General features: G+C 70.1%; 19 protein-coding genes and 2 tRNA genes. 10 read left to right on the top strand and 11 right to left on the bottom strand.

The annotated features are described in order from the left end of the window. Positions 1 to 63 precede the first annotated feature (63 nt). The 4 genes from AC1DXJ_RS17075 to AC1DXJ_RS17060 form a co-directional block, all read right to left on the bottom strand. Positions 64 to 681 (bottom strand): hypothetical protein, encoded by a 618-nt coding sequence (locus AC1DXJ_RS17075; protein ID WP_477637530.1) that lies wholly within the window; start codon positions 679 to 681, stop codon positions 64 to 66. Positions 682 to 792: 111 nt separating this feature from the next. Continuing rightward, a complete protein-coding gene (locus AC1DXJ_RS17070; protein ID WP_477612450.1) occupies positions 793 to 1,470 on the bottom strand; it encodes an ATP-dependent Clp protease proteolytic subunit in 678 nt (225 codons plus the stop codon). An 11-nt stretch (positions 1,471 to 1,481) separates the two neighbouring features. Next, positions 1,482 to 2,117, bottom strand: a complete 636-nt coding sequence (locus AC1DXJ_RS17065) for an ATP-dependent Clp protease proteolytic subunit (protein ID WP_477612449.1) — start codon at positions 2,115 to 2,117, stop codon at positions 1,482 to 1,484. Positions 2,118 to 2,217: 100 nt separating this feature from the next. Beyond that, positions 2,218 to 3,516: an MFS transporter gene (locus tag AC1DXJ_RS17060; protein WP_477637529.1), complete on the bottom strand. Its 1,299-nt coding sequence runs from the start codon at positions 3,514 to 3,516 to the stop codon at positions 2,218 to 2,220. A 72-nt stretch (positions 3,517 to 3,588) separates the two neighbouring features. On the opposite strand from AC1DXJ_RS17060, the gene AC1DXJ_RS17055 reads away from it, so the two are divergent. Continuing rightward, on the top strand, positions 3,589 to 4,683 hold the full coding sequence (locus tag AC1DXJ_RS17055) for a LacI family DNA-binding transcriptional regulator (RefSeq protein WP_477637528.1): 1,095 nt from the start codon (positions 3,589 to 3,591) through the stop codon (positions 4,681 to 4,683). Between the two features lie 66 nt (positions 4,684 to 4,749). Here AC1DXJ_RS17055 and AC1DXJ_RS17050 read toward each other — a convergent pair whose 3' ends face one another. Both AC1DXJ_RS17050 and tig read right to left on the bottom strand, forming a co-directional pair. Continuing rightward, on the bottom strand, positions 4,750 to 5,214 hold the full coding sequence (locus AC1DXJ_RS17050; RefSeq protein WP_477612446.1) for a hypothetical protein: 465 nt from the start codon (positions 5,212 to 5,214) through the stop codon (positions 4,750 to 4,752). Positions 5,215 to 5,309: 95 nt separating this feature from the next. Then, complete coding sequence (gene tig / locus AC1DXJ_RS17045) at positions 5,310 to 6,677, bottom strand: trigger factor (RefSeq protein ID WP_477637527.1); 1,368 nt, start codon at positions 6,675 to 6,677, stop codon at positions 5,310 to 5,312. A gap of 459 nt (positions 6,678 to 7,136) precedes the next feature. Here tig and AC1DXJ_RS17040 point away from each other — a divergent pair, with 459 nt between their 5' ends. The 3 genes from AC1DXJ_RS17040 (at position 7,137) to AC1DXJ_RS17030 (ending at position 11,008) form a co-directional block, all read left to right on the top strand. Next, positions 7,137 to 8,333 carry a S53 family peptidase gene (locus AC1DXJ_RS17040; protein WP_477637526.1) on the top strand — a complete coding sequence of 399 codons (1,197 nt, stop codon included), beginning with the start codon at positions 7,137 to 7,139 and terminating at the stop codon, positions 8,331 to 8,333. A 111-nt stretch (positions 8,334 to 8,444) separates the two neighbouring features. Next, positions 8,445 to 9,893 carry a dihydrolipoyl dehydrogenase family protein gene (locus AC1DXJ_RS17035; RefSeq protein ID WP_477612443.1) on the top strand — a complete coding sequence of 483 codons (1,449 nt, stop codon included), beginning with the start codon at positions 8,445 to 8,447 and terminating at the stop codon, positions 9,891 to 9,893. A gap of 140 nt (positions 9,894 to 10,033) precedes the next feature. Continuing rightward, entirely contained in the window at positions 10,034 to 11,008 is a 975-nt protein-coding gene (locus tag AC1DXJ_RS17030) for a zinc metalloprotease (protein ID WP_477631936.1), read from the top strand. 83 nt (positions 11,009 to 11,091) lie between these two features. Here the strand turns inward: AC1DXJ_RS17030 and AC1DXJ_RS17025 are convergent. Continuing rightward, positions 11,092 to 11,165: transfer RNA gene (locus tag AC1DXJ_RS17025), tRNA-Pro, on the bottom strand. An 85-nt stretch (positions 11,166 to 11,250) separates the two neighbouring features. On the opposite strand from AC1DXJ_RS17025, the gene AC1DXJ_RS17020 reads away from it, so the two are divergent. Next, positions 11,251 to 11,321, top strand: a tRNA-Gly gene (locus tag AC1DXJ_RS17020). A 94-nt stretch (positions 11,322 to 11,415) separates the two neighbouring features. Here the strand turns inward: AC1DXJ_RS17020 and trmB are convergent. Next, entirely contained in the window at positions 11,416 to 12,099 is a 684-nt protein-coding gene (gene trmB, locus AC1DXJ_RS17015; protein ID WP_477612441.1) for a tRNA (guanine(46)-N(7))-methyltransferase TrmB, read from the bottom strand. A gap of 99 nt (positions 12,100 to 12,198) precedes the next feature. Between trmB and AC1DXJ_RS17010 the strand changes: the two genes are divergently transcribed. Beyond that, the gene (locus AC1DXJ_RS17010) at positions 12,199 to 12,705 is read left to right on the top strand and encodes a DUF4395 domain-containing protein (protein WP_477612440.1); all 507 of its coding nucleotides are present in this window, start codon (positions 12,199 to 12,201) and stop codon (positions 12,703 to 12,705) included. Positions 12,706 to 12,733: 28 nt separating this feature from the next. On the opposite strand, the gene AC1DXJ_RS17005 is transcribed toward AC1DXJ_RS17010, so the two are convergent. The 3 genes from AC1DXJ_RS17005 to AC1DXJ_RS16995 form a co-directional block, all read right to left on the bottom strand. Then, entirely contained in the window at positions 12,734 to 13,831 is a 1,098-nt protein-coding gene (locus AC1DXJ_RS17005; protein WP_477612439.1) for a PP2C family protein-serine/threonine phosphatase, read from the bottom strand. 126 nt (positions 13,832 to 13,957) lie between these two features. Continuing rightward, on the bottom strand, positions 13,958 to 14,425 hold the full coding sequence (locus AC1DXJ_RS17000; RefSeq protein WP_477631935.1) for a ribose-5-phosphate isomerase: 468 nt from the start codon (positions 14,423 to 14,425) through the stop codon (positions 13,958 to 13,960). Between the two features lie 10 nt (positions 14,426 to 14,435). Then, entirely contained in the window at positions 14,436 to 14,987 is a 552-nt protein-coding gene (locus AC1DXJ_RS16995) for a mycothiol-dependent nitroreductase Rv2466c family protein (RefSeq protein WP_477613402.1), read from the bottom strand. Positions 14,988 to 15,209: 222 nt separating this feature from the next. Between AC1DXJ_RS16995 and pepN the strand changes: the two genes are divergently transcribed. The 4 genes from pepN (at position 15,210) to AC1DXJ_RS16975 (ending at position 21,143) form a co-directional block, all read left to right on the top strand. Further along, complete coding sequence (pepN, locus tag AC1DXJ_RS16990; protein WP_477637525.1) at positions 15,210 to 17,759, top strand: aminopeptidase N; 2,550 nt, start codon at positions 15,210 to 15,212, stop codon at positions 17,757 to 17,759. Beyond that, a complete protein-coding gene (locus AC1DXJ_RS16985) occupies positions 17,752 to 18,687 on the top strand; it encodes a mechanosensitive ion channel family protein (RefSeq protein WP_477631933.1) in 936 nt (311 codons plus the stop codon). Before pepN ends, AC1DXJ_RS16985 begins: the two co-directional genes overlap by 8 nt. Beyond that, the gene (locus AC1DXJ_RS16980) at positions 18,684 to 19,100 is read left to right on the top strand and encodes a globin (RefSeq protein WP_477631932.1); all 417 of its coding nucleotides are present in this window, start codon (positions 18,684 to 18,686) and stop codon (positions 19,098 to 19,100) included. The genes AC1DXJ_RS16985 and AC1DXJ_RS16980 overlap by 4 nt, the downstream gene beginning before the upstream one ends. Before the next feature lie 327 nt (positions 19,101 to 19,427). After that, positions 19,428 to 21,143: a glycoside hydrolase family 13 protein gene (locus tag AC1DXJ_RS16975; RefSeq protein ID WP_477631931.1), complete on the top strand. Its 1,716-nt coding sequence runs from the start codon at positions 19,428 to 19,430 to the stop codon at positions 21,141 to 21,143. Positions 21,144 to 21,325: the final 182 nt, after the last annotated feature.

Here is a 21,325-nt window from a genome sequence, read left to right as displayed (position 1 = left end):
GGTGTTCGTCGCCCTTGTCCGCTGAGGGCGGACAAGGCGCCGCCAGGCCGATCGGCCGCCCTCTCAGGCGCGTCGGCGACCCCGGCGCAGCACCACGACCAGCGCACCGACGAGCACCAGGGCGAGCACGCCACCGCCGACCAGGGGCACCAGCCAGGCACCCTCGGGGGCTGCCGAGACGGCGCCAGGGGGCCGCGCAGCCTCGTCGACGAGACCGGGTCGCACGGGTTCGTGGCCCGGGCCGGTGACCTCCCGCACGTCCGCGACCAGCCCGCTGGCCGCCCTGGCTGTTCCGCCGCACAGGCCGGCCCAGAGCGTGTCGCCGCGGGTCTGGGCGAAGACCACGTACTCACGCCCCGGCTGCAGGCCCTCCAGTCCGCACGACGCCCCAGAGGCACTGGAGCTCACGTAGGTCGTCTCCATGGCCTCACCGCGAAACACCTCCGAGACGGCGAACCGGTACGTCACGCTGGGATCGCTCGGCTGCAGCACTGCCGGCCCCGACGGCTTGTCCACGTCCTCGAGGGTGCCCCGCAGCACGACGTCGGACCGATCCACCCACTGCACCGGTGTCGCGGAGGCGCAGGAGCACGCCCACGCGGGAGCCGACGGCAGCACCAGCAGGGCGGCGAACATCAGCGGGACGACGAGCAGCGCACGCTTCATGGCGGTCGGACGCACCCCACCAGTGTGCCGTTCCGAGACGCCCACACGCCGGTATGCCGCCCGCTCGAGGTGAGCGGGCGGCATACCGGATGGTGCGCGGTCGGGGACGAAGGCCCCCGGTGAGGGTCAGCCCTCGAGGGTGCCCTTGCGGGACGCGAGGACCTCGTCGATGAGGCCGTACTCCTTGGCTTCCTCGGCAGACAGGATCTTGTCGCGCTCGATGTCGTTGCGGACCTGCTCCACCGTGCGCCCGGAGTGCTTGGCCCACGTCTCCTCGAGCCAGGTGCGCATGCGGAGCACCTCGTTGGCCTGGATCTCGATGTCGGAGGCCTGGCCACCCATGCCGCCCTCGAGGGCCGGCTGGTGGATGAGGATCCGCGCGTTGGGCAGGGCGAACCGCTTGCCCTTGGCGCCGGCCGACAGGAGCACCGCGGCGGCCGAGGCGGCCTGTCCGATGACGAACGTCTGCACGTCGGGACGGATGTACTGCATCGTGTCGTAGATCGCGGCCATCGCGGTGAACGAGCCACCGGGGCTGTTGATGTACATCAGGATGTCGCGGTCGGGGTCCTGGGACTCCAGGACGATCAGCTGGGCGATGACGTCGTCCGCGGACGCGTCGTCGACCTGCACGCCGAGGAAGATGATGCGGTCCTCGAAGAGCTTGGTGTAGGGGTCCAGCCGCTTCATGCCGTAGGAGGTGCGCTCCTCGAAGGACGGCAGGATGTAGCGGCTCGACGGTCCGGGCACCTGCAGACCGCCCTGGCGTCCGCCGTGCATGGAGGGGTTGATGTTGGCGTTCATGTGTCGATCCCTCACTTGTCCCGGGTGACCGGGTTGTCGTCGCTGCCGCCACGGCCACCGGCCTGGGCGGCACTGCTGAACACGTGGTCGACGAAGCCGTACTCCTTGGCCTCCTCGGCGCTGAACCAGCGGTCGCGGTCGGAGTCCTTCTCGATCTGTTCCTTGGTCTGACCGGTGTGCTCGGCGATCAGCTCGGCCATCTGGCGCTTGACGTAGAGCATCTGCTCGGCCTGGATCTTGATGTCGGAGGCGGTGCCCCCGATGCCACCGGACGGCTGGTGCATCATCACGCGGGCGTGCGGCGTGGCGTAGCGCTTGCCGTGGGTGCCGGCGGAGAGCAGGAACTGCCCCATCGAGGCGGCCATGCCCATCGCGACCGTGGCCACGTCGTTGGGGATCCACTTCATCGTGTCGTAGATCGCCATGCCCGCGGAGATGGAGCCGCCGGGGCTGTTGATGTAGAGCCAGATGTCCTTGCCCGGGTCCTCCGCTGCGAGCAGCAGCAGCTGCGCGCAGATCGCGTTCGCGTTGTCGTCGCGCACGTCGGAGCCGAGGAAGATGATCCGCTCCTTGAGCAGACGGTTGTAGATGTGGTCGTCCAGACCACCCTGCGGGCCCTCGCCCGCGGCGACAATCTCGTTCACCATGTCTCCATCACTTGAGGTCCTTGCCTGTCAGTGACCCTAACGCGGTCGTGGTGGGCAGAAGTCCCCGATCCGCTCCATGTTCGCCCTGAGCGCACAGCACTCAAGCTGAGGGAGGGCTCACCGGCTCGGACGCGCGGACGCGCGCCAGCTCGCGGGTGGCCGGGATGACGAGCATGGCGAGCGCGACCATGCCCGTGACGGCGATCAGGGCGCGGAGCACCGTGAAGTGGTCGCCGAGGAAGCCGAGCATGGGCGGTCCGGCGATGAAGGCGGTGTAGCCGATCGTCGCGACAACCGACATGCGGGCAGCGGCGCGGGCGGGGTCGTCCGCCGAGGCGCTCATCCCCACGGGGAAGCCCAGCGACGCGCCGACGCCCCACACGGCGGTACCGGCGTAGGCCATCCAGGCCGGCCCGAAGATCACCATGAGTGAACCGACCGCAGCCAGGGCGAAGGTGACGCGCAGCACCGGGACGCGACCGTAGGTGTCGAGCAACCGCGTCCCGACCAGCCGGCCGAGGGTCATGAAGGCCAGGAACGAGGCGAAGGCGAGCACGCCCGCCCAGGCCGGGACGCCGTGACCCTCGACGAAGGCGACCGAGATCCAGTCGTTGGCGGTGCCTTCGGTGAACGCAGCCGCCAGGACCACGAGACCGATCATCAGGGTGCGCGGCTCGAGCCACGCCGAACGGGGCCGGGCCTTGGCAGGCGATGCGTCCGTCGACTGGTCCGGGTCCGAGACCTCGGCCTCGCGGGGCAGGAAGGAACGCAGGGCCCAGATCCCGAGAACCGCGGACAGGGCGATGGCGCCGACGAAGTGCACGAGCAGGGGGACATGGCCCCACGACATCCCTGCGCCGACCAGTGCACTCAGGACGGTGCCCCCGGAGAACGCGGCATGGAAGTGCGGCATGACGGTCCTGCCGAGCAGCCGTTCGACCGCCGCACCCTCGAGGTTCATCGCGACGTCCCAGACCCCGACGCCCATGCCGAGCAGGTAGAGGCCGACGGCCATGACCCAGCGCGACTCGAACAGGTCGACGGCTGCGGCGATCACGACCAGACCGGCAAAACCGAAGACCATGCCTAGCTGGATGGTCCGGGACGCACCCAACCTGCCCGCGATGCGACCCGCCGAGGGCAGCGCCGTGAGCGAGCCTGCGGACGCCGCGAACAGGGTCAGCCCCAGCTCACCGGCGGTGAGCCCCAGCTGGACCTTGCTGTCCGCGATCCGCGACGCGAAGGTCGCGAAGGCGATGCCGGCCAACGCAAAGACCACGAAGACGGCGTTGCGGGCCTGGATGGCCCGGGCCGTGGTTGAGGTGGTCGAAGCGGTGGTCGAAGCGGTGGTCGACGGGGTGGCCCCACGGGCGGTGTCGGGGGCGGTCGGCTGGGTCACTGCATGCTCTTTCGGGATGGTTTCGGAGCGATCGAATCGATTCGGTCGAATCGATTCGATAGTGTCTACCCCATGAGTCGCGCCCGTCAACTTCGACCGACCCTGCGCGCCGTCGCGCAGGCTGCCGGGGTTTCGACGTCGACAGCCTCCCTCGCCTTCAGCGGCAAGGGCCCGGTGGCACCCGACACGGTGGCACGCGTTCTCGCCGCAGCGGAGCAGCTCGGGTATGCCGGGCCGGACCCCCTCGCGTCGTCGCTGCGTCAGGGCCGGTCCGGGGTCGTGGGCGTGGTCGTCGAGGGTCGGCTGCTGCACGCGTTCCGCGACCCGTTCGCCGTCAGCGTGCTCGACGGCCTCTCCCAGGTGCTCGACGAGATCCCGGCTGGGATGCTCCTGATCGCCCAGCCCGCAGGCACCCCCGAACGCGCGATCACCCAGCTGTCCGCGACGGCCCTCGATGCCGTCGTCTTCTCGTTGTGCGGCCCCGACAGCAACCCTGCGGTGGACCACCTGGCGGCACGCGGCATACCCATGCTGGGGGACGGGTCTCCCGCCGACCCACGCGTCGCCCAGCTCTCCCTGGACAACCGCGGCGCCACGGCGGCGCTGGGGCGTCACCTGACCGACCTGGGGCACCGGCGCGTGGCGCACCTGATGATGCCGCTGCGGCATGACTCCCCCACCGGTCCCGCTTCGTGGGACGACGTGGCCACGGCGGGGTTCGCTGACACGAGGGACCGCGCACTCGGTTTCCTGGACGTCTTCGGGGCGGACAGCACCGACACCCCCGCGACGCCGCGCCTCGCGCAGACTGCCATCCCCGACGTGGAGCAGGGCGCGATCGCGGCACGGCTGCTCCTGGACATCCCCCCAGCGCAGCGTCCCACGGCGATCGTGGCCCAGTCGGACCTGCTCGCGATGGGTGTCGTGCGCGCCGCGGGAGAGCTCGGCCTGAGCGTTCCCGGCGACCTCAGCGTGACCGGGTTCGACGGGGTCGAGCTGCCGTGGTTCGCGGGCACGCTCACCACCATCGACCAGCACGGCCTCGCCAAGGGTCGGCTGATGGGCGAGATGTTGCGTCAGCTGCTCGACGGCCAGCGCCCCGACGACGCGGTGCAACCGACCGACCTGCGGATCGGGACGACGACCGCTCCGCCTCCGTCCCGCTGAGCCGGCTCGGTCGCCGGCGGCTCGGTCGCGGGCTGCTCGGTCGCCGGCTGCTCGGTCGCCGGCTGCTCAGCCGCGGGCGGGCTCTGACTCGGCGCCGACCGGCGCCGCTGCCTCGTCGGCGGCCCGGCGGGCCACGATGGCGTCCATGGTCGTGGCAGACGGCTCTGCCACCACGTGGACCGTGATGAAGTGGCCACTGTCGTCCACGGTGACCGCCCCCTCGAACTCCATGAGGCTGTCGGTGCACCCGATCGTGTGGGCCTCCCACGGCACGTCGGTGGCCACGGACAGCCAGAGCCGCTCGACCCCCATGCCCGCCTCCCACGGCAGCACGTCGTCGGCGCAGCGGCAGACCCCGATCACCAGCTGGGTCGGGTCCTCGGTGTGCCCGAACTCGACCTCGTCGAACAACCCGCTCGCATTGAGGGCTGCGTGCAGCGCGTGGCGAAGCCTGGTGGTCGCGAGCTGGTCCGCCGGGTGGGCGTTCTCCTGCACCGCGGTCCGCAGCTTGTGGAAGGAGTTGATGTCCATGCCTCATGGTCCGGTGTGGCGGCGCTGATGCGGGTCACCCAAATGACGTATGCCGCTCACCCTATGAAGGGCTGAGCGGCATACGTTATGGGTTGTTATGACCCCGTTCTGACTCGATCAGGCGTGGTCGTGACCCTCGTGGTGCCGTGGTCGTGGCCCTCGTGGTCACCCTCGAACAGCTGCGAGGCGACGTCGGTGGCCGTGACCTCGTTGAGGTCCACCGGCTGGCCGGCCGTGTCGACGACCGTGGCCTGCTCGAGGACGGCGGCGAGCGCCTTGCGACGAGCGACCTCGGCCACCATCGCGGGCACCTGACCCTGCTGGTCGATGGCCTGGGCGAACTGGTTCGGGTCCATGCCGTACTGCTGGGCGGACATGACGAGGTACTCGATGAGCTCGGGCTGCTCGACCTTGACCTCGGTCTTCTCGGCGATCGCGTCGAGGAGGAACTGGGCCTTGAGCGCCTTGCGGGTGTTGGCGTCGACCTCGGCGCGGTGCTCGGCGTCCTCGAGGCGGTTCTCGCCCTCGAGGTGCTGGTTGACCTCGGCCTCCACGACGCCGTCCGGCACCGGGATGTCGATGGTGTCGAGGAGGTGCTCGAGCACCTTGTCGCGGGCCTGGACGCCCTGCTCGAACTTGGCGGCCTGGTCGGCCTGCTTGGTGACGTCCTCGCGCAGCTCCTTGAGGGTGTCGAACTCCGACGCCAGCTGGGCGAAGTCGTCGTCGAGCGGAGGCAGCTCGCGGACCTTGACCGACTGCACGGTCACGACCACGTCGGCGTCCTCGCCCTCGCGGTCGCCACCGGCGAGGGGCGCCGTGAAGGACTTGGTCTCCTCGGCTGCCATCCCGGTCAGCGCCTCGTCGAGCCCGTCGAGCATGTTGCCCGAGCCGACCTCGTAGGAGATGCCGGTCACGGAGTCGATCTCGTCCTCGCCGATCGTGGCCTTGAGGTCGATGGAGACGAAGTCACCGTTCTCGACGGGGCGCTCGACACCCTTGAGGGTGCCGAACCGCTCCTGCAGCGCGATGAGCCGGGCCTCGACGTCCTCGTTGGACGCCTTGGCCTCGTCGACCTCGACGGTGATCCCGCTGAAGTCCTCGGGGAGCTTCACCTCGGGACGCACGTCGACCTCGACGGTGAACTTGAGCTCCTGGCCGTCCTCGGCCGGCACCTCGGTCACGTCGACCTCGGGCTGCCCGATCGGACGGACCTTGTTCTCCTCGACGGCCTGGCCGTAGAACTGCGGCAGCGCCTCGTTGACGGCCTCCTGCAGGACCGCGCCGCGACCGACCCGCTGGTCGATGATGCGCGAGGGAACCTTGCCCTTGCGGAATCCGGGCACCTGGATCTGCGAGCCGATGGTGGCGTAGGCGGCGTCGAGGCTCGGCTTGAGCTCCTCGAACGGCACCTCGACGGTCAGCTTGACCCGGGTCGGGTTGAGGGTCTCGACGGCACTCTTCACTGCGGGATACTCCAAGGTCGTGGGGGGCGTGATGCGTACGTGTTGGGCGTGGGTGCTTCTGCGCTGGTGCTGGGCGTGCCCCTGGTGCGGGGCACTGCTCGTCACCTCACGGTGGGGCAATGCGAAGGCCCGCTGCGCCGGCTGTGACAGGCGGCGACCGGGCCAACGCCTCATCGTAGCCGCTGCGCGCCCACGCTCCGAACCGGCGGCACACCAGCCTCAGGAGTATGCCGCGTGGGCTCGCGGCCACACCGCTCGCCCGGGCGCCCATGACATCCGTCACGACTTTGCGTCAAGGATCTCCCTGCGGCATCCCACTGCCGTCCCACCGTCATCCCATTTCTTCCCCTGCAACCGCTTTGGCCGCAAACATCCATTGCCAGACCAGGCCTTCGCCGTGAGTCTTTCGACGCGTGGGGCGGTAGTGGCCGCCCCCTTCCATGTCAGGAGACACCTCGTATGCGTACGCAGATCCTCTCTGTCGCGTTGGCGGCCTCGGCATCCCTGGGGCTCGTCACGACCGCGGTCACCGCCGCTTCGGCAGCCCCCTCCCCCAGCGCCCACGCCCAACGCGTGTGCGCGACCCCCAGCTCGCCCACGGTCGCGGCGTGCCACGCACTCAAGCTGGTCGACGCCAGCGGTCGGGCGGTCAGCCCCGCGGGCGCGGTGGTCACGCCTCATGCGATCTCGGGCAAGACCCCCACCGACATCCAGAGCGCCTACAAGGTGACCGGGCTGCCCGCCGGCGGTCGGACGGTCGCGATCGTCGACGCCTACGGCTACCCGAACGCGGAGCGCGACCTCGGCGTCTACCGCGCCCAGTGGGGCCTGTCCGCCTGCACCACCGCCAACGGCTGTCTGCGCATCATCAACCAGACGGGCGGGACGTCCTTGCCCCGCTTCAACGTCGGCTGGGCCGGCGAGCAGGCACTCGACCTCGACGCCCTGTCGGCGACCTGCCCGGGCTGCAAGCTCGTCCTGGTCCAGGCCAACAGCGCCAGCCTCACCGACCTCGGGGCGGCCGTGAACACCGCGGCCCAGCAGCCCGGCGTCGCAGCCATCTCGAACAGCTACGGCGGAGGTGACCTTCCCGACAGCTCGTACGGCGCGGCATACAACCACCCCGGCATCGCCGTGACCGCGTCGACCGGTGACAACGGGTACCAGGGCGGCAGCTTCCCCGCGTCCTCGCACTACGTGACGGCCATCGGGGGGACCTCCCTGGTCAAGGACTCCAGCGCCCGCGGGTGGTCGGAGTCGGCGTGGAACGGAGCCGGCTCGGGCTGCACCACCCTCAACGCCGCACCGGCCGGTCAGACCTCGGCGATGACCAGCTGCAGCGGTCGTGCCATCGCGGACGTCTCTGCCGTGGCCGACCCGGCGACCGGACTGGCCACGTACGCCCCGACGTCGAGGACCTCGTCCTCGTGGGCCCAGTACGGCGGCACCAGCCTGTCGGCGCCGATCGTCGCCTCGGTCTACGCGCTGAGCGGCAACACCGCCGGTTCTGCGAACACGCTGCCGTACGCCAACCCGGCGGGCCTGTTCGACGTGACCTCGGGATCCAACGGGACGTGCGCCTCCTGGTGCACCGCCAAGGCCGGCTGGGACGGCCCCACCGGTCTGGGCACCCCGAACGGCACCTCAGCGTTCTGACCCTGACCAGTCACGCCGACGGCCCCGGGGGACCATCCCCCGGGGCCGTCGCGGCCGGGGCCCACATCCCGCCGCCGAGCACTCCTCGGACTCGCCGTCTACGTTGAGGACATGCCAGATCAGAGCGTGTCCGACGCGCCGCAGGAGTGGGACGTCATCGTCGTCGGGGCCGGCGCCGTGGGCGAGAACGCTGCCGACCGCGCTCACAAGGCCGGACTGACGGTTGCGATCATCGAGAAGCACCTCGTGGGCGGTGAGTGCAGCTTCTACGCCTGCTCCCCCAGCAAGGCACTGCTGCGGCCGATCCACGCCACCCGGGCCTCGCAGCGGGTGCAGGGCTCCGAGGGCGCCCACCTCGACCCGCAAGGAGTGCTCGCCCGCCGGGACTCGTGGGTCAACAGGGTGGGCACCAGCGACACCTTCGACGACAGCGGTCAGGTCGGCTGGCTCGACCACGTGGGCATCACCCTCCTGCGCGGTGAGGGCCGCCTGGTCGCCGAGCGCACCGTGGAGGTCGACGGCCGCACCATCCGGGCCCGTCACGCGGTGATCCTGGCCACCGGCACGGCTCCCACCGTCCCGCCGATCCCGGGCCTTCGTGAGTCGAGACCGTGGACCAACCGGGAAGCCACGACGAGTCGGCGCATCCCCGAGCGGCTCGCGGTGCTCGGCGGGGGTGTGGTGGCCTGCGAGCTCGCCCAGGTCTACGCCGCACTCGGTTCGACCGTGACCATGATCGAGATCAACGACGGACTGCTGGGCGGCAACGAAGCCTTCGCGGGCCAGGCGGTCGCCGAAGCCCTCGAGCGTGACGGCGTCGACCTCCGGCTCGGGACCAAGGCGGAGTCCGTCTCCCGACTCGGACCGACCGGCGAGATCACCGTGGAGCTGTCCAGTGGCACGAGCGTCATCGCCGACGAGCTCCTCGTGGCCGTCGGCCGGACCCCCGCGACCGAGTCCCTCGGCGTCGAGGCGGTCGGCGGCCAGCTCGACGACGAGGGATACGTCCAGGTCACGGAGCAGATGGAGGTCGAGGGCGTCCCCGGCGACCAGCCGTGGCTGTATGCCGTGGGCGACGTCAACGGTCAGGTCCTCCTCACACACATGGGGAAGTACCAGGCCCGCGCGGTCGGCGACCTCGTCGGCGCCCGTGCGGCCGGGCGCGAGCCCGACCCCACCCGGACCACGCCGTGGGCAGTGGCTGTGGGGTCACCCCAGGTGGTCTTCACCGACCCGGAGGTGGCCTCCGTGGGTCTCACCGAGGAGCAGGCGCGGGAACGCGGGCTACGAGTCCGGGTCGTGGACCTGCCGATGGACTCGGCCGCAGGTCCGGGGCTGCAGGCGGAGGGCTACCAGGGCCAGGCGCGGATCGTGGTCGACGAGGACGGCGGCGTCCTCGTCGGGGCCACGTTCGTCGGGCAGGACGTCGCCGACCTCGTCCACGCGGCCACCGTGGCGATCGTCGGGAAGGTGCCGCTCACGTCCCTGTGGCACGCGGTGCCCTCGTATCCCACCATGAGCGAGATCTGGTTGCGCCTGCTGGAGGAGTACGGCCTGTGACCGTCGTGCGGCACCGTTCGCCTCCCGCGTCGAAGGAAATTCTCCGTCATCGGTACGTCCCGCCGGGACATTTCGCCGGGTAACGTCCACAAAACCCCACGTCACCGCACGACGGGGCTCATCTGTCGAAGGGAACATCCATGCGTATCCGCACCCCGTTCCGCCTGGCCGTACTGACCGCCGCCGGCGCGCTCGCCCTCCTGGGCGGTGGCACGGCTGCCAGCGTGAACGCAGCCGCTGTCACCTCACCCGGTGTCGCCGCCTGCCTGCCCGGTTCAGCCGACGCCGGAGCCAGCGGCGCGAGGGTCAAGCCCGGCTCCACCGCCGCCGAGCCCGCGCTCTACCCCAAGAACGAGGCCAACGCCTACGGAGTCCTCAATGACCTGCCCACCCTGGCCGACGGCAGTGTGCGCATCGACACCGTCTTCCACATGGTCGACAAGGATGCCTTCACCGCGGCGGAGAAGGCGCGCTGGCAGAAGCTCATTGCCGCCCAGATGAAGGTGCTCAACGACTCGTACTCCGGCGCGACGGCCTCCGACGCAGCCGACACCCCCTTCCGCTTCCGGCTGGTCGACACGACCTGGACGACCAACCCGGCGTGGTACGCGGCAGTCCCCGGCAGCGGTGCTGAGCGCGACATGAAGAGGGCGCTGTACACCGGTGACGCCACGACCCTGAACGTCTACGGGACCCAGGGTGGCGGCCTGCTCGGCTGGGCGTACTTCCCCAAGGGCTACAACAACGGCCGCGACTACATCGACGGCGTGGTCATGATGGCCGAGTCGATGCCTGGCGGGACAGGACTGGGCTACACGAAGTACACCGGGGGCGACACCCTCACCCACGAGTCCGGCCACTGGCTGATGCTCGAGCACACCTTCGCCCACGGATGCGCCGCGAACGGCGACTGGGTGGCTGACACAGCGCCCGAGGCGATCCCGCAGTTCGACTGCCCAGTGGGCGCCGACACCTGCGCCGCGCCGGGGGTCGACCCGATCCACAACTTCATGGACTACTCGCAGGACTCCTGCATGAACATGTTCACGCAGGGCCAGGCCGACCGGATGAGCGATGCCTGGCAGCAGTTCCGCGCTGGAGGCGGCAAGGGCTGATCGGTCAGTGGGGTCCCTGGCTCCCTGACCCGGCCCCCTGATCCGGCTCCCCCGGCAGCAGCCTGCGCAGGCTTGGCTGTTTGTCGGGGTAGCCGGATTTGAACCGGCGGCCTTCCGCTCCCAAAGCGGACGCGCTACCAACCTGCGCCATACCCCGTCGACGGCGAGCCGATTTCTGGCCACACGATCGCGGGCATTAGGCTAACGCCTCGGACCTGACGCCCCGACGGCGGCCGGTCCACGCGGGCGTAGCTCAATGGTAGAGCCCTAGTCTTCCAAACTAGCTACGCGAGTTCGATTCTCGTCGCCCGCTCAGTCAGGCCCTCGTGTCCCGGGATCCACCCCGGGGCGCGAGGGCCTTCCCGTGCCAACGGGTCGTGCTCTTCCCCAGTTCAGCGTCCCGGGTGTCAACGCGGGGTCGCGCGGAACTCGCTCACTCGTCGTCCGGCTTCCAGCCCCTTGGCCTCGAAGCCGTCGGTCGGCCGCCACGGCGGTCGCTCACCCTCGGTCACCTCGAACCCGCCCCGCGCCGCGAACACCGACCGCACGTGCGCGGCATACCCGTCGTGGTCGGTGGCCACGAGCAGGCTGCCACCGGGGGCCAGCCGCGAAGCGATGAGGTCCAGCGTCTCGCGGGAGATGAAGCGCCTCCTGGCGTGCTTGGCCTTGGGCCACGGGTCGGGGAAGAAGACGTGGATCCCGGCCAGCGACGCGACGCCAACCCGCTGCGCCAGCAGCTCCACGGCGTCACCGCGGTGCATCCACAGGTTGGTCAGGCCGCGTCGGTCCGCCTCGGCCAGCATCCGTGCCAGGGCCGGGGTGAAGACGTCGACCGCGAGCAGGTCGTGCGCCGGGTGGGTGGCGGCGTAGGCGAGCGCCGCTGCTCCGTGGCCGCAGCCGATCTCCAGCACGACCGGGGCGACCCGACCGAAGGCCTCCTGGGCGACCAGGGGCCCGTCCGCCGCGATCGAGTGACGGGGGCCGAGGACTGCCATGCGTTCGAGGGTGAGCGCCGAGAGGCGACCCCGGCGCGCGTTGTAGGAACGCACCCGTCCGTCGCCCTTCACGTCACCCTCCACGACACCGTCCACTGCACCAGCCTAGGCAGCCTGGGACGCGGCGGCAGCGCCGCGTCTTGACCTGCGACACAGCGATGGATAACCAGCACTTATGTAACCCATAATGTCTACATGCGTATCTCCCGGTTCCCCAACATCGTCGACGACGTCACCGTGCGCCTCATCGCGGCCGTCGTCCTCGTGCTGGGTGTCGTCGCCCTCGCCGCGCATCAGTGGTGGCTGTATGCCGTGCTCGCGGTGGACTTCGTGCTCCGCACCGGCTGGGGGCCGTCGGCCAGCCCCGTGGCGATCCTCGTGAACCGCTGGGTCCGGCCAAGGGTGTCCGCCACGCCGCGGTACACCGCCGGACCACCCAAGCGGTTCGCCGCGGCCGTGGGCGCGGCGTTCACCTCGGCAGCCACCATCCTGTGGCTCGCCGGCACGAGCGTTCCGGTGGTGCTGATCGGCGTCGTGATGGTGGTCTTCCCCGCGTTGGAGGCCCTTGCCGGGGTGTGTGTGGGGTGCATCGTGTTCGGCTGGTTGATGCGGCTGGGTGTGATTCCCGAGTCGGTCTGCATCGAGTGCGCCGACATCACCCGCCGCGCCGCCCAGCGCCAGGCAGCCACCGCGGCGGGGTGAGGGTCGGGGCCGTGACCCGCCTGGTTGTTCAGCGTCTCCAGACGAGCACGGCAGCCCGGTCGTCGGTCTCGCCGGCACGGGCGGCTGCGCACATCTTGGCCGCCATGCCTTCGAAGCCCTTGCCGATCATCCGCTCAGCGGTCCCGAGCATCCGGTCGATCCCGTCGCGCAGGTCACGGTTGCGGACCTCGATGACTCCGTCGGTGTAGAGCAGCAGCGCGTCACCACGGCCCAGGTGGCCCTGGATCCGCGGAAAGGCCGGGCCTTCGGTGACGCCCAGGACGGGACCCTCCTCGACCTCGAGCACCTCCCACCGGCCCGAGCCGGCTGAGAACCGCACCCCCGGCGGGTGCCCGGCGGAGCCGAGGCTGAACTCACCGGTGGTCAGGTTGATCATGGCGTGCGCCGCGGTGGCGAACCCCTCCTCCCAGTCCTGGCGCAGCAGGTAGGAGTTCGCCGCCGGGAGGAACCGGTCGTACGGCATCGACCCGAGCAGGCCGCCGAACGCGCCGGACAGCAACAGCGACCGGGTGCCGGCTGCGATTCCCTTGCCCGAGACGTCGACGAGCACGACCTCGAGGACGTCGTCGGACCTGCTCGTGACGAGGAAGTCCCCGGAGAAGGAGTCGCCGTAGGCCGACAGGACCGACAGCTCGGCTCCCCATCCGGCGGGCAGCTCGGGGAGCTCGCCCTGGGTCCGCAGGCGGTCGCGAAGGTCGACCAGCATCGACTCGCCGAGGTTTCCCTGCACGCCGAGCCTGGCCCGCGACGTGGCGACCGAGAACATGATGATCATGACGAGGGTCAGGACGGCATAGGCGCCCAACAGGGCCGGCTGGGTGATCTCCCTCTCCCAGATCGTGTAGCCACCTGCGATGAGGATGGCGCCGTCGACGACAGCCAGCACCCTCGGGGTGAGGAACAGTCCGGCGAGGACGGCCAGCGGGACGTAGGTCGAGAACGGGACGTAGTTCGTCCACCGCACCATGGCCCAGCACAGGCCCGCGGTGACGACGACGATGCCGATGGCGGTGACGGCCTGCCCCCAGCGCACGAACCTGACCCGGCCGCGCTGGACGCGGGACATCACGGAGCGGCGAGCTAGCACCGTCCTGTCGATGTCCACGGTGAGATCCTTCGGCAAGGCAGGTGCGGGGGCACCCTTGACGTCTGCGGGCGGGCCGGCCCCTGTTCCAGCCCGTCCGTCAACAGTAGTCGGAGCTCACCCCACCGCGCGCATCATCCACGCAGATCAGGGCTGCGGGGGCAGCGTGCCGTCGTGCTCGTAGGCGCTGACCATGTCGATCCGCCGTTGGTGCCGTGGAGCGCCGGAGAACGGGGTGGCGAGGAAGGCAGCGACCATCGCCTTGGCCTCCTCGACCGTGTTCATCCGACCGCCGATCGAGATGACCTGGGCGTTGTTGTGCTCACGGGCGAGGGTGGCAAGCTCGGCGTTGTAGCACAGGGCCGCACGGATGCCCTTCACCTTGTTGGCGGCCATCTGCTCACCGTTTCCGGAGCCTCCGAGCACGACACCGAGCGACTCGGGGTCGGCCGCGACGGCCTCCGCAGCCCGGAGCACGAAGACGGGGTAGTCGTCCTCGGCGTCCAGGACGTGGGGCCCGTGGTTGGTCACCTCGTGACCCTCGGCCTCGAGGAAGGTGACCAGCTCGCCGAGCAGGTCGTATGCCGCGTGGTCGCCGCCGATGTGTACGCGCATGGTGTGCTCCTCAGTCGAAGATGGGGCCGACGTTGCGGGACCGCTTGAGCTCGAAGAACCCGGGAGTCGAGGCGACCAGGACGCAACCGTCCCAGAGGCGTCCGGCGTCCTCACCCTTGGGCGCCGGGCTCACGACAGGGCCGAAGAAGGCCTGGCCGTCGACCGCGATCACCGGGGTGCCGACCTCGTCGCCCACCAGGTCGATGGCGCGCTGGTGGCTGGCGCGCAGCTCGTCGTCGACGAGGTCGCTGTCGGCGAAGTCAGCGAGCTCGGGCGGCAGGCCCACCTCTTCGAGTGCCGGGACGATCACCTTCGCGTAGTCGCGCTCGCCCTCCAGGTGGATCCGGGTGCCCATGGCGTCGTACAGCGGCTTGATGACCTTGTCACCGTGCTCGCGGGCCGCGGCGATGATCACGCGCACCGGGCCCCAGCCGCGGTCCATCATCTCGCGGTAGCCGTCGGGCAGGTCTCGGTCCTCGTTGAGCACGGACAGGCTCATCACCGACCAGGTGATGTCGACCGGGCGGACCCGCTCGACCTCCATGCCCCAGCGAGAGGTCATCCACGCCCACGGGCACAACGGGTCGAACCAGAACTCGGCAGACGTCAGGGTGTCGGCGTTCTCGGCGGTCTCGGCGTTCTCGGCAGTCTCGGCTACGGTCACGCCCGCAATCCTGCCATTGGCCCCCGACGGCCGCGCAAGCGGTGGTCCCGCGCCGTCCCGGCCGTGCGAGGATGGCCGCCGAGCACTTCGAACACACCCCGAACCTCCGCAGGAGCACCGTTGCCTGGCAAGAACCTGACCCGCGACGAGGCCACCGCCCGCGCCGCCGTCATCGCCGTCGACCACTACGACGTCGTCCTCGACCTCACGACCTCGGACACCACGTTCCGCAGCACGACCACCGTGACGTTCACGAGCTCCGAGCCCGGGGCAGCGACCTTCGTCGACCTCATCGCACCGTCGGTCGAGGCGATCACCCTCAACGGTGAGGCGCTCGACCCCGCTACGCACTTCGACGGGCTTCGCGTCCAGCTGCCGACCACGGCGGAGCGCAACACGCTCACAGTCGACGCCACCGCGGCATACATGAACACCGGCGAGGGGCTGCACCGCTTCACCGACCCGGTCGACGGCGAGGTCTACCTCTACTCCCAGTTCGAGGTGGCCGACTGCCGGCGGATGTTTGCCGTCTTCGAGCAGCCCGACCTGAAGGCGACCTTCGGGTTCACCGTCACGGCGCCGGACCACTGGCAGGTGGTGTCCAACTCCCCCACTCCCGAACCGACCCCGGCCGGCGAGGGTGCGGCCACCTGGGCGTTCGGCACGACGCCTCGGATGTCCTGCTACATCACCGCCCTGATCGCCGGGCCGTACGCCGTGGTTCGCGACGAGGTCGAGACGCGGCGCGGCACCGTGCCGCTCGGTATCTTCTGCCGCCAGTCGCTGCTGGAGCACCTGGACGCCGACAACATCTTCGACTGCACCAAGCGGGGCTTCGCCTTCTTCGAGGACGAGTTCGACTGCGAGTACCCGTTCGAGAAATACGACCAGCTCTTCACGCCCGAGTACAACATGGGTGCGATGGAGAACGCCGGGGCCGTGACCATCAGCGAGGTCTACGTCTTCCGCTCCAAGGTCACCGAGGCGATCGTCGAGCGCCGGGCGCTGACGATCCTCCACGAGCTCGCCCACATGTGGTTCGGCAACCTCGTCACGATGAAGTGGTGGAACGACCTGTGGCTCAACGAGTCCTTCGCCGAGTGGGCGTCGACCACCTGCCAGGCCGAGGTCACCCAGTGGGCAAGCGCCTGGACGACGTTCGGCACCTCCGAGAAGGCCTGGGCCTACCGCCAGGACCAGCTGTCCTCCACCCACCCGATCGTGGCCCCGATCCACGACCTCGAGGACGTCGAGGTCAACTTCGACGGCATCACCTACGCCAAGGGCGCCTCGGTCCTCAAGCAGCTCGTCGCCTACGTCGGGCGTGAGCCGTTCACCGCCGGTCTGCGCGCGTACTTCGCCAAGCACGCCTGGGGCAACACCACCCTCGCCGACCTGCTGCACGAGCTCGAGCAGACCTCGGGTCGCGACCTCGGCACGTGGTCCAAGCTGTGGCTCGAGACCGCCGGCGTCAACACGCTTCGCCCCGAGATCGAGACCGACGACCAGGGCCTGATCTCTTCTGCCGCGATCGCCCAGACCCACGCGCCGGACTACCCGACGCTGCGCCCGCACCGTCTCGCGGTCGGCCTCTACTCTGTCGAAGGTGACGCGCTCGTGCGCACCGACCGACTGGAGCTCGATGTGGACGGAGAGTCGACCGGCCTGCCCGAGCTGATCGGTCGTCCCGCGCCCGACCTGCTGCTCGTCAACGACGACGACCTGGCCTACGCCAAGATCCGCCTCGACCCTCGCTCCCTCGCGACTGCCCTGGCGCACCCCCGTGGGTTCACCGACAGCCTGCCCCGCGCCCTGGTGCTCGGTGCCGCATGGGACATGACCCGCGACGCAGAGATGGGCGCCCGCGACTTCGTCTCCCTCGTGCTGGCCTCCCTGCCCGGCGAGTCGGACTCGACACTGCTGCGGACCCTGCTCGGCCAGCTGTCGACTACCCTGCGCCTCTACGTCGCGCCCGAGCACAGGAAGCCGACGCTCGCCGCGGCGGCGGCGGCCCTGCGCGAGCTGGCCCTGTCGGCCGCGCCCGGCAGCGACGCCCAGCTCCAGCTGGTGGGCGCGTATGCCGCGCACCAGGGCGGTGGTGACGACGCGGCATACCTGCGCGGTCTGGTCGACGGCACGCAGGTCCTGGACGGGCTCGCGGTCGACACCGACATGCGGTGGGCGCTGCTCACCTCGCTCGCCGCCTGCGGTGAGGCCACGACCGACGACATCGACGCCGAGCTGCAGCGCGACAACACCGCCACCGGTCGCGAGCGCGCCGAGCAGGCGCGCGCCGCCCTTCCCACCGCCGAGGCCAAGGCAACTGCCTGGCATCGCGGCGTCGAGGAGGACGGCCTGCCCAACTCGGTGCTCGAGGCCGTGGCCGCCGGCTTCGGCAACGTCCACGACACCCGTCTGCTGGAGCCCTACGTCGAGAAGTACGTCGCGATGCTCGACACCGTCGAGACCAAGACGTCGCACGCGATCGTCGAGATCCTCGTCCGCGGTTTCTACCCGATGGCGCTCGCCGATGCGCGCCTCCACGAGGCGACGGAGGCGTGGCTGACCGGTCACCAGGATGCCCCCGCGGCCCTGCGTCGCCTGGTGGTCGAGAACCGCGACCCGATCGCCCGCGCCCTTCGCGCCCAGCAGCGGGATGCCGATGCCTGAGGCAGTCGCATTCCTCAAGGCACTCAGCGAGGTCACCCCCCACGAAGTCTGGGACTGGTTCACCGGCAAGCCGTTGAACATCGTCATCACCGTGCTCGCGGCCGTCATCCTGCGATGGCTGGCGCTGCGGTCCATCGGTCGGGTGGTCGCCGCGACCATCGCGAAGTCCGACGCGCGGCGCAGCCGCGACACCACTCGCGCCAGCCGCGTCCTGGCCCACGCCACCGGGGCGGCCCACGAGCGGCACCGTCAGCGCACCCTGACGATGGGTTCGCTGCTGCGAAGCATGGTCACCTTCGTCGTCGTCCTGATCACGATCCTCACGATCATGACCACGGTCGGCATCCAGCTCGGACCAGTGCTCGCCACGGCCGGCGTCGGCGGGGTGGCGCTCGGTTTCGGCGCCCAGAGCCTGGTGAAGGACTTCCTGTCAGGGATCTTCATGATCCTCGAGGACCAGTACGGCGTCGGAGACGTCATCGACACCGGCGAGGCCACCGGCACGGTCGAGGAGGTCAGCCTGCGGGTCACCCGGCTGCGCGACGGTTCGGGCGTGGTCTGGTACATCCGCAACGGCGAGATCATCCGCATCGGGAACAAGAGCCAGGGCTGGTCGACAGCGCTCGTGGACATCCCCGTGGCGTACTCCGAGAACCTCGACAAGGTGATCCCCCTCATCCGCACCGTGGTGCACGACCTCGACCAGAACCCCGACTGGCAGGACAAGCTCCTCGACGAACCACAGGTGGTGGGTGTCGAGTCCATCACCGGGTCGGTCGTCACGATCCGCGTGATCGCCAAGACCGCACCCGAGGAGCAGTACGGCGTCTCGCGTGAGATCCGTGAGCGGGTCAAGGAGGCCTTCGACGCGAACGGCGTCACGGCGCCGGTCATGACGCCGTTCGGTCCGGCAGGCGGCACACCGTGAGCACCCAGCTCCCCCAGACGCCCGGAGGCGACCAGTCCGGCAGCTTCTACGACCAGGTCGGCGGTCACGAGACCTTTCGCAAGCTGGTCCACGAGTTCTACCGCGGCGTGGCGCAGGACGAACCGCTGCGGGCGCTCTATCCCGAGGTCGACCTCGGCCCCGCGGAGGAGCGGCTCCGCATGTTCCTCGAGCAGTACTGGGGCGGACCGGGCACCTACTCCGAGCAGCGTGGCCACCCGCGGCTGCGCATGCGCCACCACCCCTTCGAGGTGACCCCCGCGCAGCGTGACCGCTGGCTGCTCCACATGATGGCAGCCGTCGACACCCTCGACCTGCCGCCGGCCAACGACCTGCTGCTGCGCGACTACCTCGAACGCGCCGCGCAGTCGATGGTCAACACCCTCGAGGACTGACGGACCAGCCACGGTTCGGTATGCCGCGTGGCCCAGCCACGCGGCATACCGGCTGATCACTCCCCGCGACCTGTTGCTCGCACGTCGTCATGAGGCGCCGATTCAGACCGCCCGTGACCAGAGCCGCGCAACAAGTCGCCCCGCCCCGAGGCCACGGCAAACCGGACGAGTCGAGGTCACGTTCTCGATGGCGGTCAGCGCCCTGGCCTTCGGCGGCGGCATGGCGCCGGTCGTCTTCGCGCAGTCGTCGACAACGTCGGTTTCGCAGTGCAAGACGGTGGAGGGCTGGTTTCCCCGAACGCGTTCTATGCGTCAGCATGGTTGACCGTGACGACGACCCTCTCCTCTGAATCCACCCGACCCGCACCCATCCACCCCGCTGCCTCGGCCGACGCGGCCTGGTGGCGCCATGCCGTGATCTACCAGATCTACCCGCGGTCCTGGGCCGACGCCGACGGCGACGGCATCGGCGACCTGCCCGGCGTGACCGCCCGGCTCGACTACCTCAAGGCGCTCGGCGTCGATGCGGTCTGGTTCAGCCCCTTCTACAAGTCACCCCAGGCCGACGCCGGCTACGACGTGGCCGACTATCGCGACATCGACGGCTTGTTCGGCACCCTCGCGGACTCCGACGCCATGGTCGCGAAGGCCCACGAGCTCGGCCTCAAGGTGATCGTCGACCTCGTGCCCAACCACACGTCCGACGAGCACGAGTGGTTCAAGGCCGCCCTCGCCGCGGGTCCGGGCAGCCCCGAGCGCGACCGCTACATCTTCCGCGACGGACTGGGCGCCGACGGCAGCACTCCCCCGAACGACTGGCACTCCGTCTTCGGTGGCGACGGCTGGACCCGCATCACCGAGGCCGACGGCCAGCCCGGCCAGTGGTACCTCCACCTGTTCGACGTCAAGCAGCCCGACCTCAACTGGGACAACCCCGAGATCGGCGACGAGTTCGAGTCGATCCTGCGCTTCTGGCTCGACCGTGGCATCGACGGCTTCCGGGTCGACGTGGCGCACGGCCTCATCAAGGAGAAGGGCCTGCCCAACTACGACGCCGAGCTGCACATCCTCGACGGCGAGGTGAAGCCCGGCGCCCCGATGCCGCCCATGTGGGACCAGGACGCGGTCCACGACGTCTACCGTCGATGGCACAAGGTGCTGGCCGAGTACGGCGAGCCCGACCGCATCCTCGTCGCCGAGGCCTGGGTCCGACCGCAGGAGCGCGCGGTGCGCTACGTCCGCCCGGACGAGATGCACCAGGCGTTCAACTTCGACTTCCTGCAGTCCCAGTGGCGCGCCGCGGACCTGCGTGAAGTCATCGAGTCCTCCCTCGCAGCAGCCGATTCCGTCGGTGCGCCCAGCACCTGGGTGCTGTCCAACCACGACGTGGTGCGGCACGCCTCGCGGCTCGGCCTGCCCGTCGGCCAGCGGCGTCCGAACGGCATCGGCGCCGAGGATCCGCAGCCCGACCGGGCGCTCGGCCTGAAGCGCGCCCGTGCGGCCACGCAGCTGATGCTGGCGCTGCCCGGCGGCGCCTACCTCTACCAGGCCGAGGAGCTCGGCCTGCCCGACTCGACCGACATGCCCGGTGCGTCCCGGCAGGACCCGACCTACCTGCGCTCCGCCGGCAAGGAGCTGGGTCGCGACGGATGCCGCGTGCCGATCCCCTGGGTGAAGGACGCTCCGTCCTTCGGCTTCGGGCCCTCCGACCAGACGTGGCTGCCGCAGCCGGAGATCTACGGCGAGTACGCCGTGGACCAGCAGGACGGCGTCGAGGGCTCGACCCTCGAGCTCTACAGGTCACTGCTGCGGACCCGCCGGGAGCGCGACCTCGGCACCGGCGGACTGGTCTTCGCCGAGGGTTTCGACGACGACGTGGTCGCCCTCGTCAACACCGGTCAGGGTGAGGACACCCTCGTGGTGGCCAACCTCGGCACCGAACCAGTAGCCCTCCCCGACGGCGCGTCGGTCCTCGTGGCCTCGGGTCCCCTCACCGACGACGGCCTGGTGCCCACGGACACCACGGTCTGGGCGGCGCTCTAGCAGCACGCTCCAGGAGGGTATGCCGCGTGGTCACCACGCGGCATACCCCTCCTCCGCGTCCCGGTTCTGGTGCTGGTGCTGGTGCTGGTGGTGATGGTGATGGTGCAGTGCTGTCCCAATTGCGGTTTTTTGTCCCCAAAGGGTGCGCAGCCGCGCAGGTCAGCCTATGATCGGGGGGTCGT

Source organism: Pedococcus sp. P2_D9 (genome assembly GCF_056404275.1).
Note: the sequence above shows the minus strand (reverse complement) of the source record. Positions and strands in the feature narration are given on the sequence as shown.

Bases quoted from the DNA above. Each gene is read 5' to 3' on its own strand.
- AC1DXJ_RS17070 (WP_477612450.1), bottom strand. From the start codon at position 1,470: ATGAACGCCAACATCAACCCCTCCATGCACGGCGGACGCCAGGGCGGT.
- AC1DXJ_RS17065 (WP_477612449.1), bottom strand. From the start codon at position 2,117: ATGGTGAACGAGATTGTCGCCGCGGGCGAGGGCCCGCAGGGTGGTCTG.
- AC1DXJ_RS17055 (WP_477637528.1), top strand. From the start codon at position 3,589: ATGAGTCGCGCCCGTCAACTTCGACCGACCCTGCGCGCCGTCGCGCAG.
- AC1DXJ_RS17050 (WP_477612446.1), bottom strand. From the start codon at position 5,214: ATGGACATCAACTCCTTCCACAAGCTGCGGACCGCGGTGCAGGAGAAC.
- AC1DXJ_RS17040 (WP_477637526.1), top strand. From the start codon at position 7,137: ATGCGTACGCAGATCCTCTCTGTCGCGTTGGCGGCCTCGGCATCCCTG.
- AC1DXJ_RS17035 (WP_477612443.1), top strand. From the start codon at position 8,445: ATGCCAGATCAGAGCGTGTCCGACGCGCCGCAGGAGTGGGACGTCATC.
- AC1DXJ_RS17030 (WP_477631936.1), top strand. From the start codon at position 10,034: ATGCGTATCCGCACCCCGTTCCGCCTGGCCGTACTGACCGCCGCCGGC.
- AC1DXJ_RS17010 (WP_477612440.1), top strand. From the start codon at position 12,199: ATGCGTATCTCCCGGTTCCCCAACATCGTCGACGACGTCACCGTGCGC.
- AC1DXJ_RS17000 (WP_477631935.1), bottom strand. From the start codon at position 14,425: ATGCGCGTACACATCGGCGGCGACCACGCGGCATACGACCTGCTCGGC.
- AC1DXJ_RS16995 (WP_477613402.1), bottom strand. From the start codon at position 14,987: ATGACCTCTCGCTGGGGCATGGAGGTCGAGCGGGTCCGCCCGGTCGAC.
- AC1DXJ_RS16985 (WP_477631933.1), top strand. From the start codon at position 17,752: ATGCCTGAGGCAGTCGCATTCCTCAAGGCACTCAGCGAGGTCACCCCC.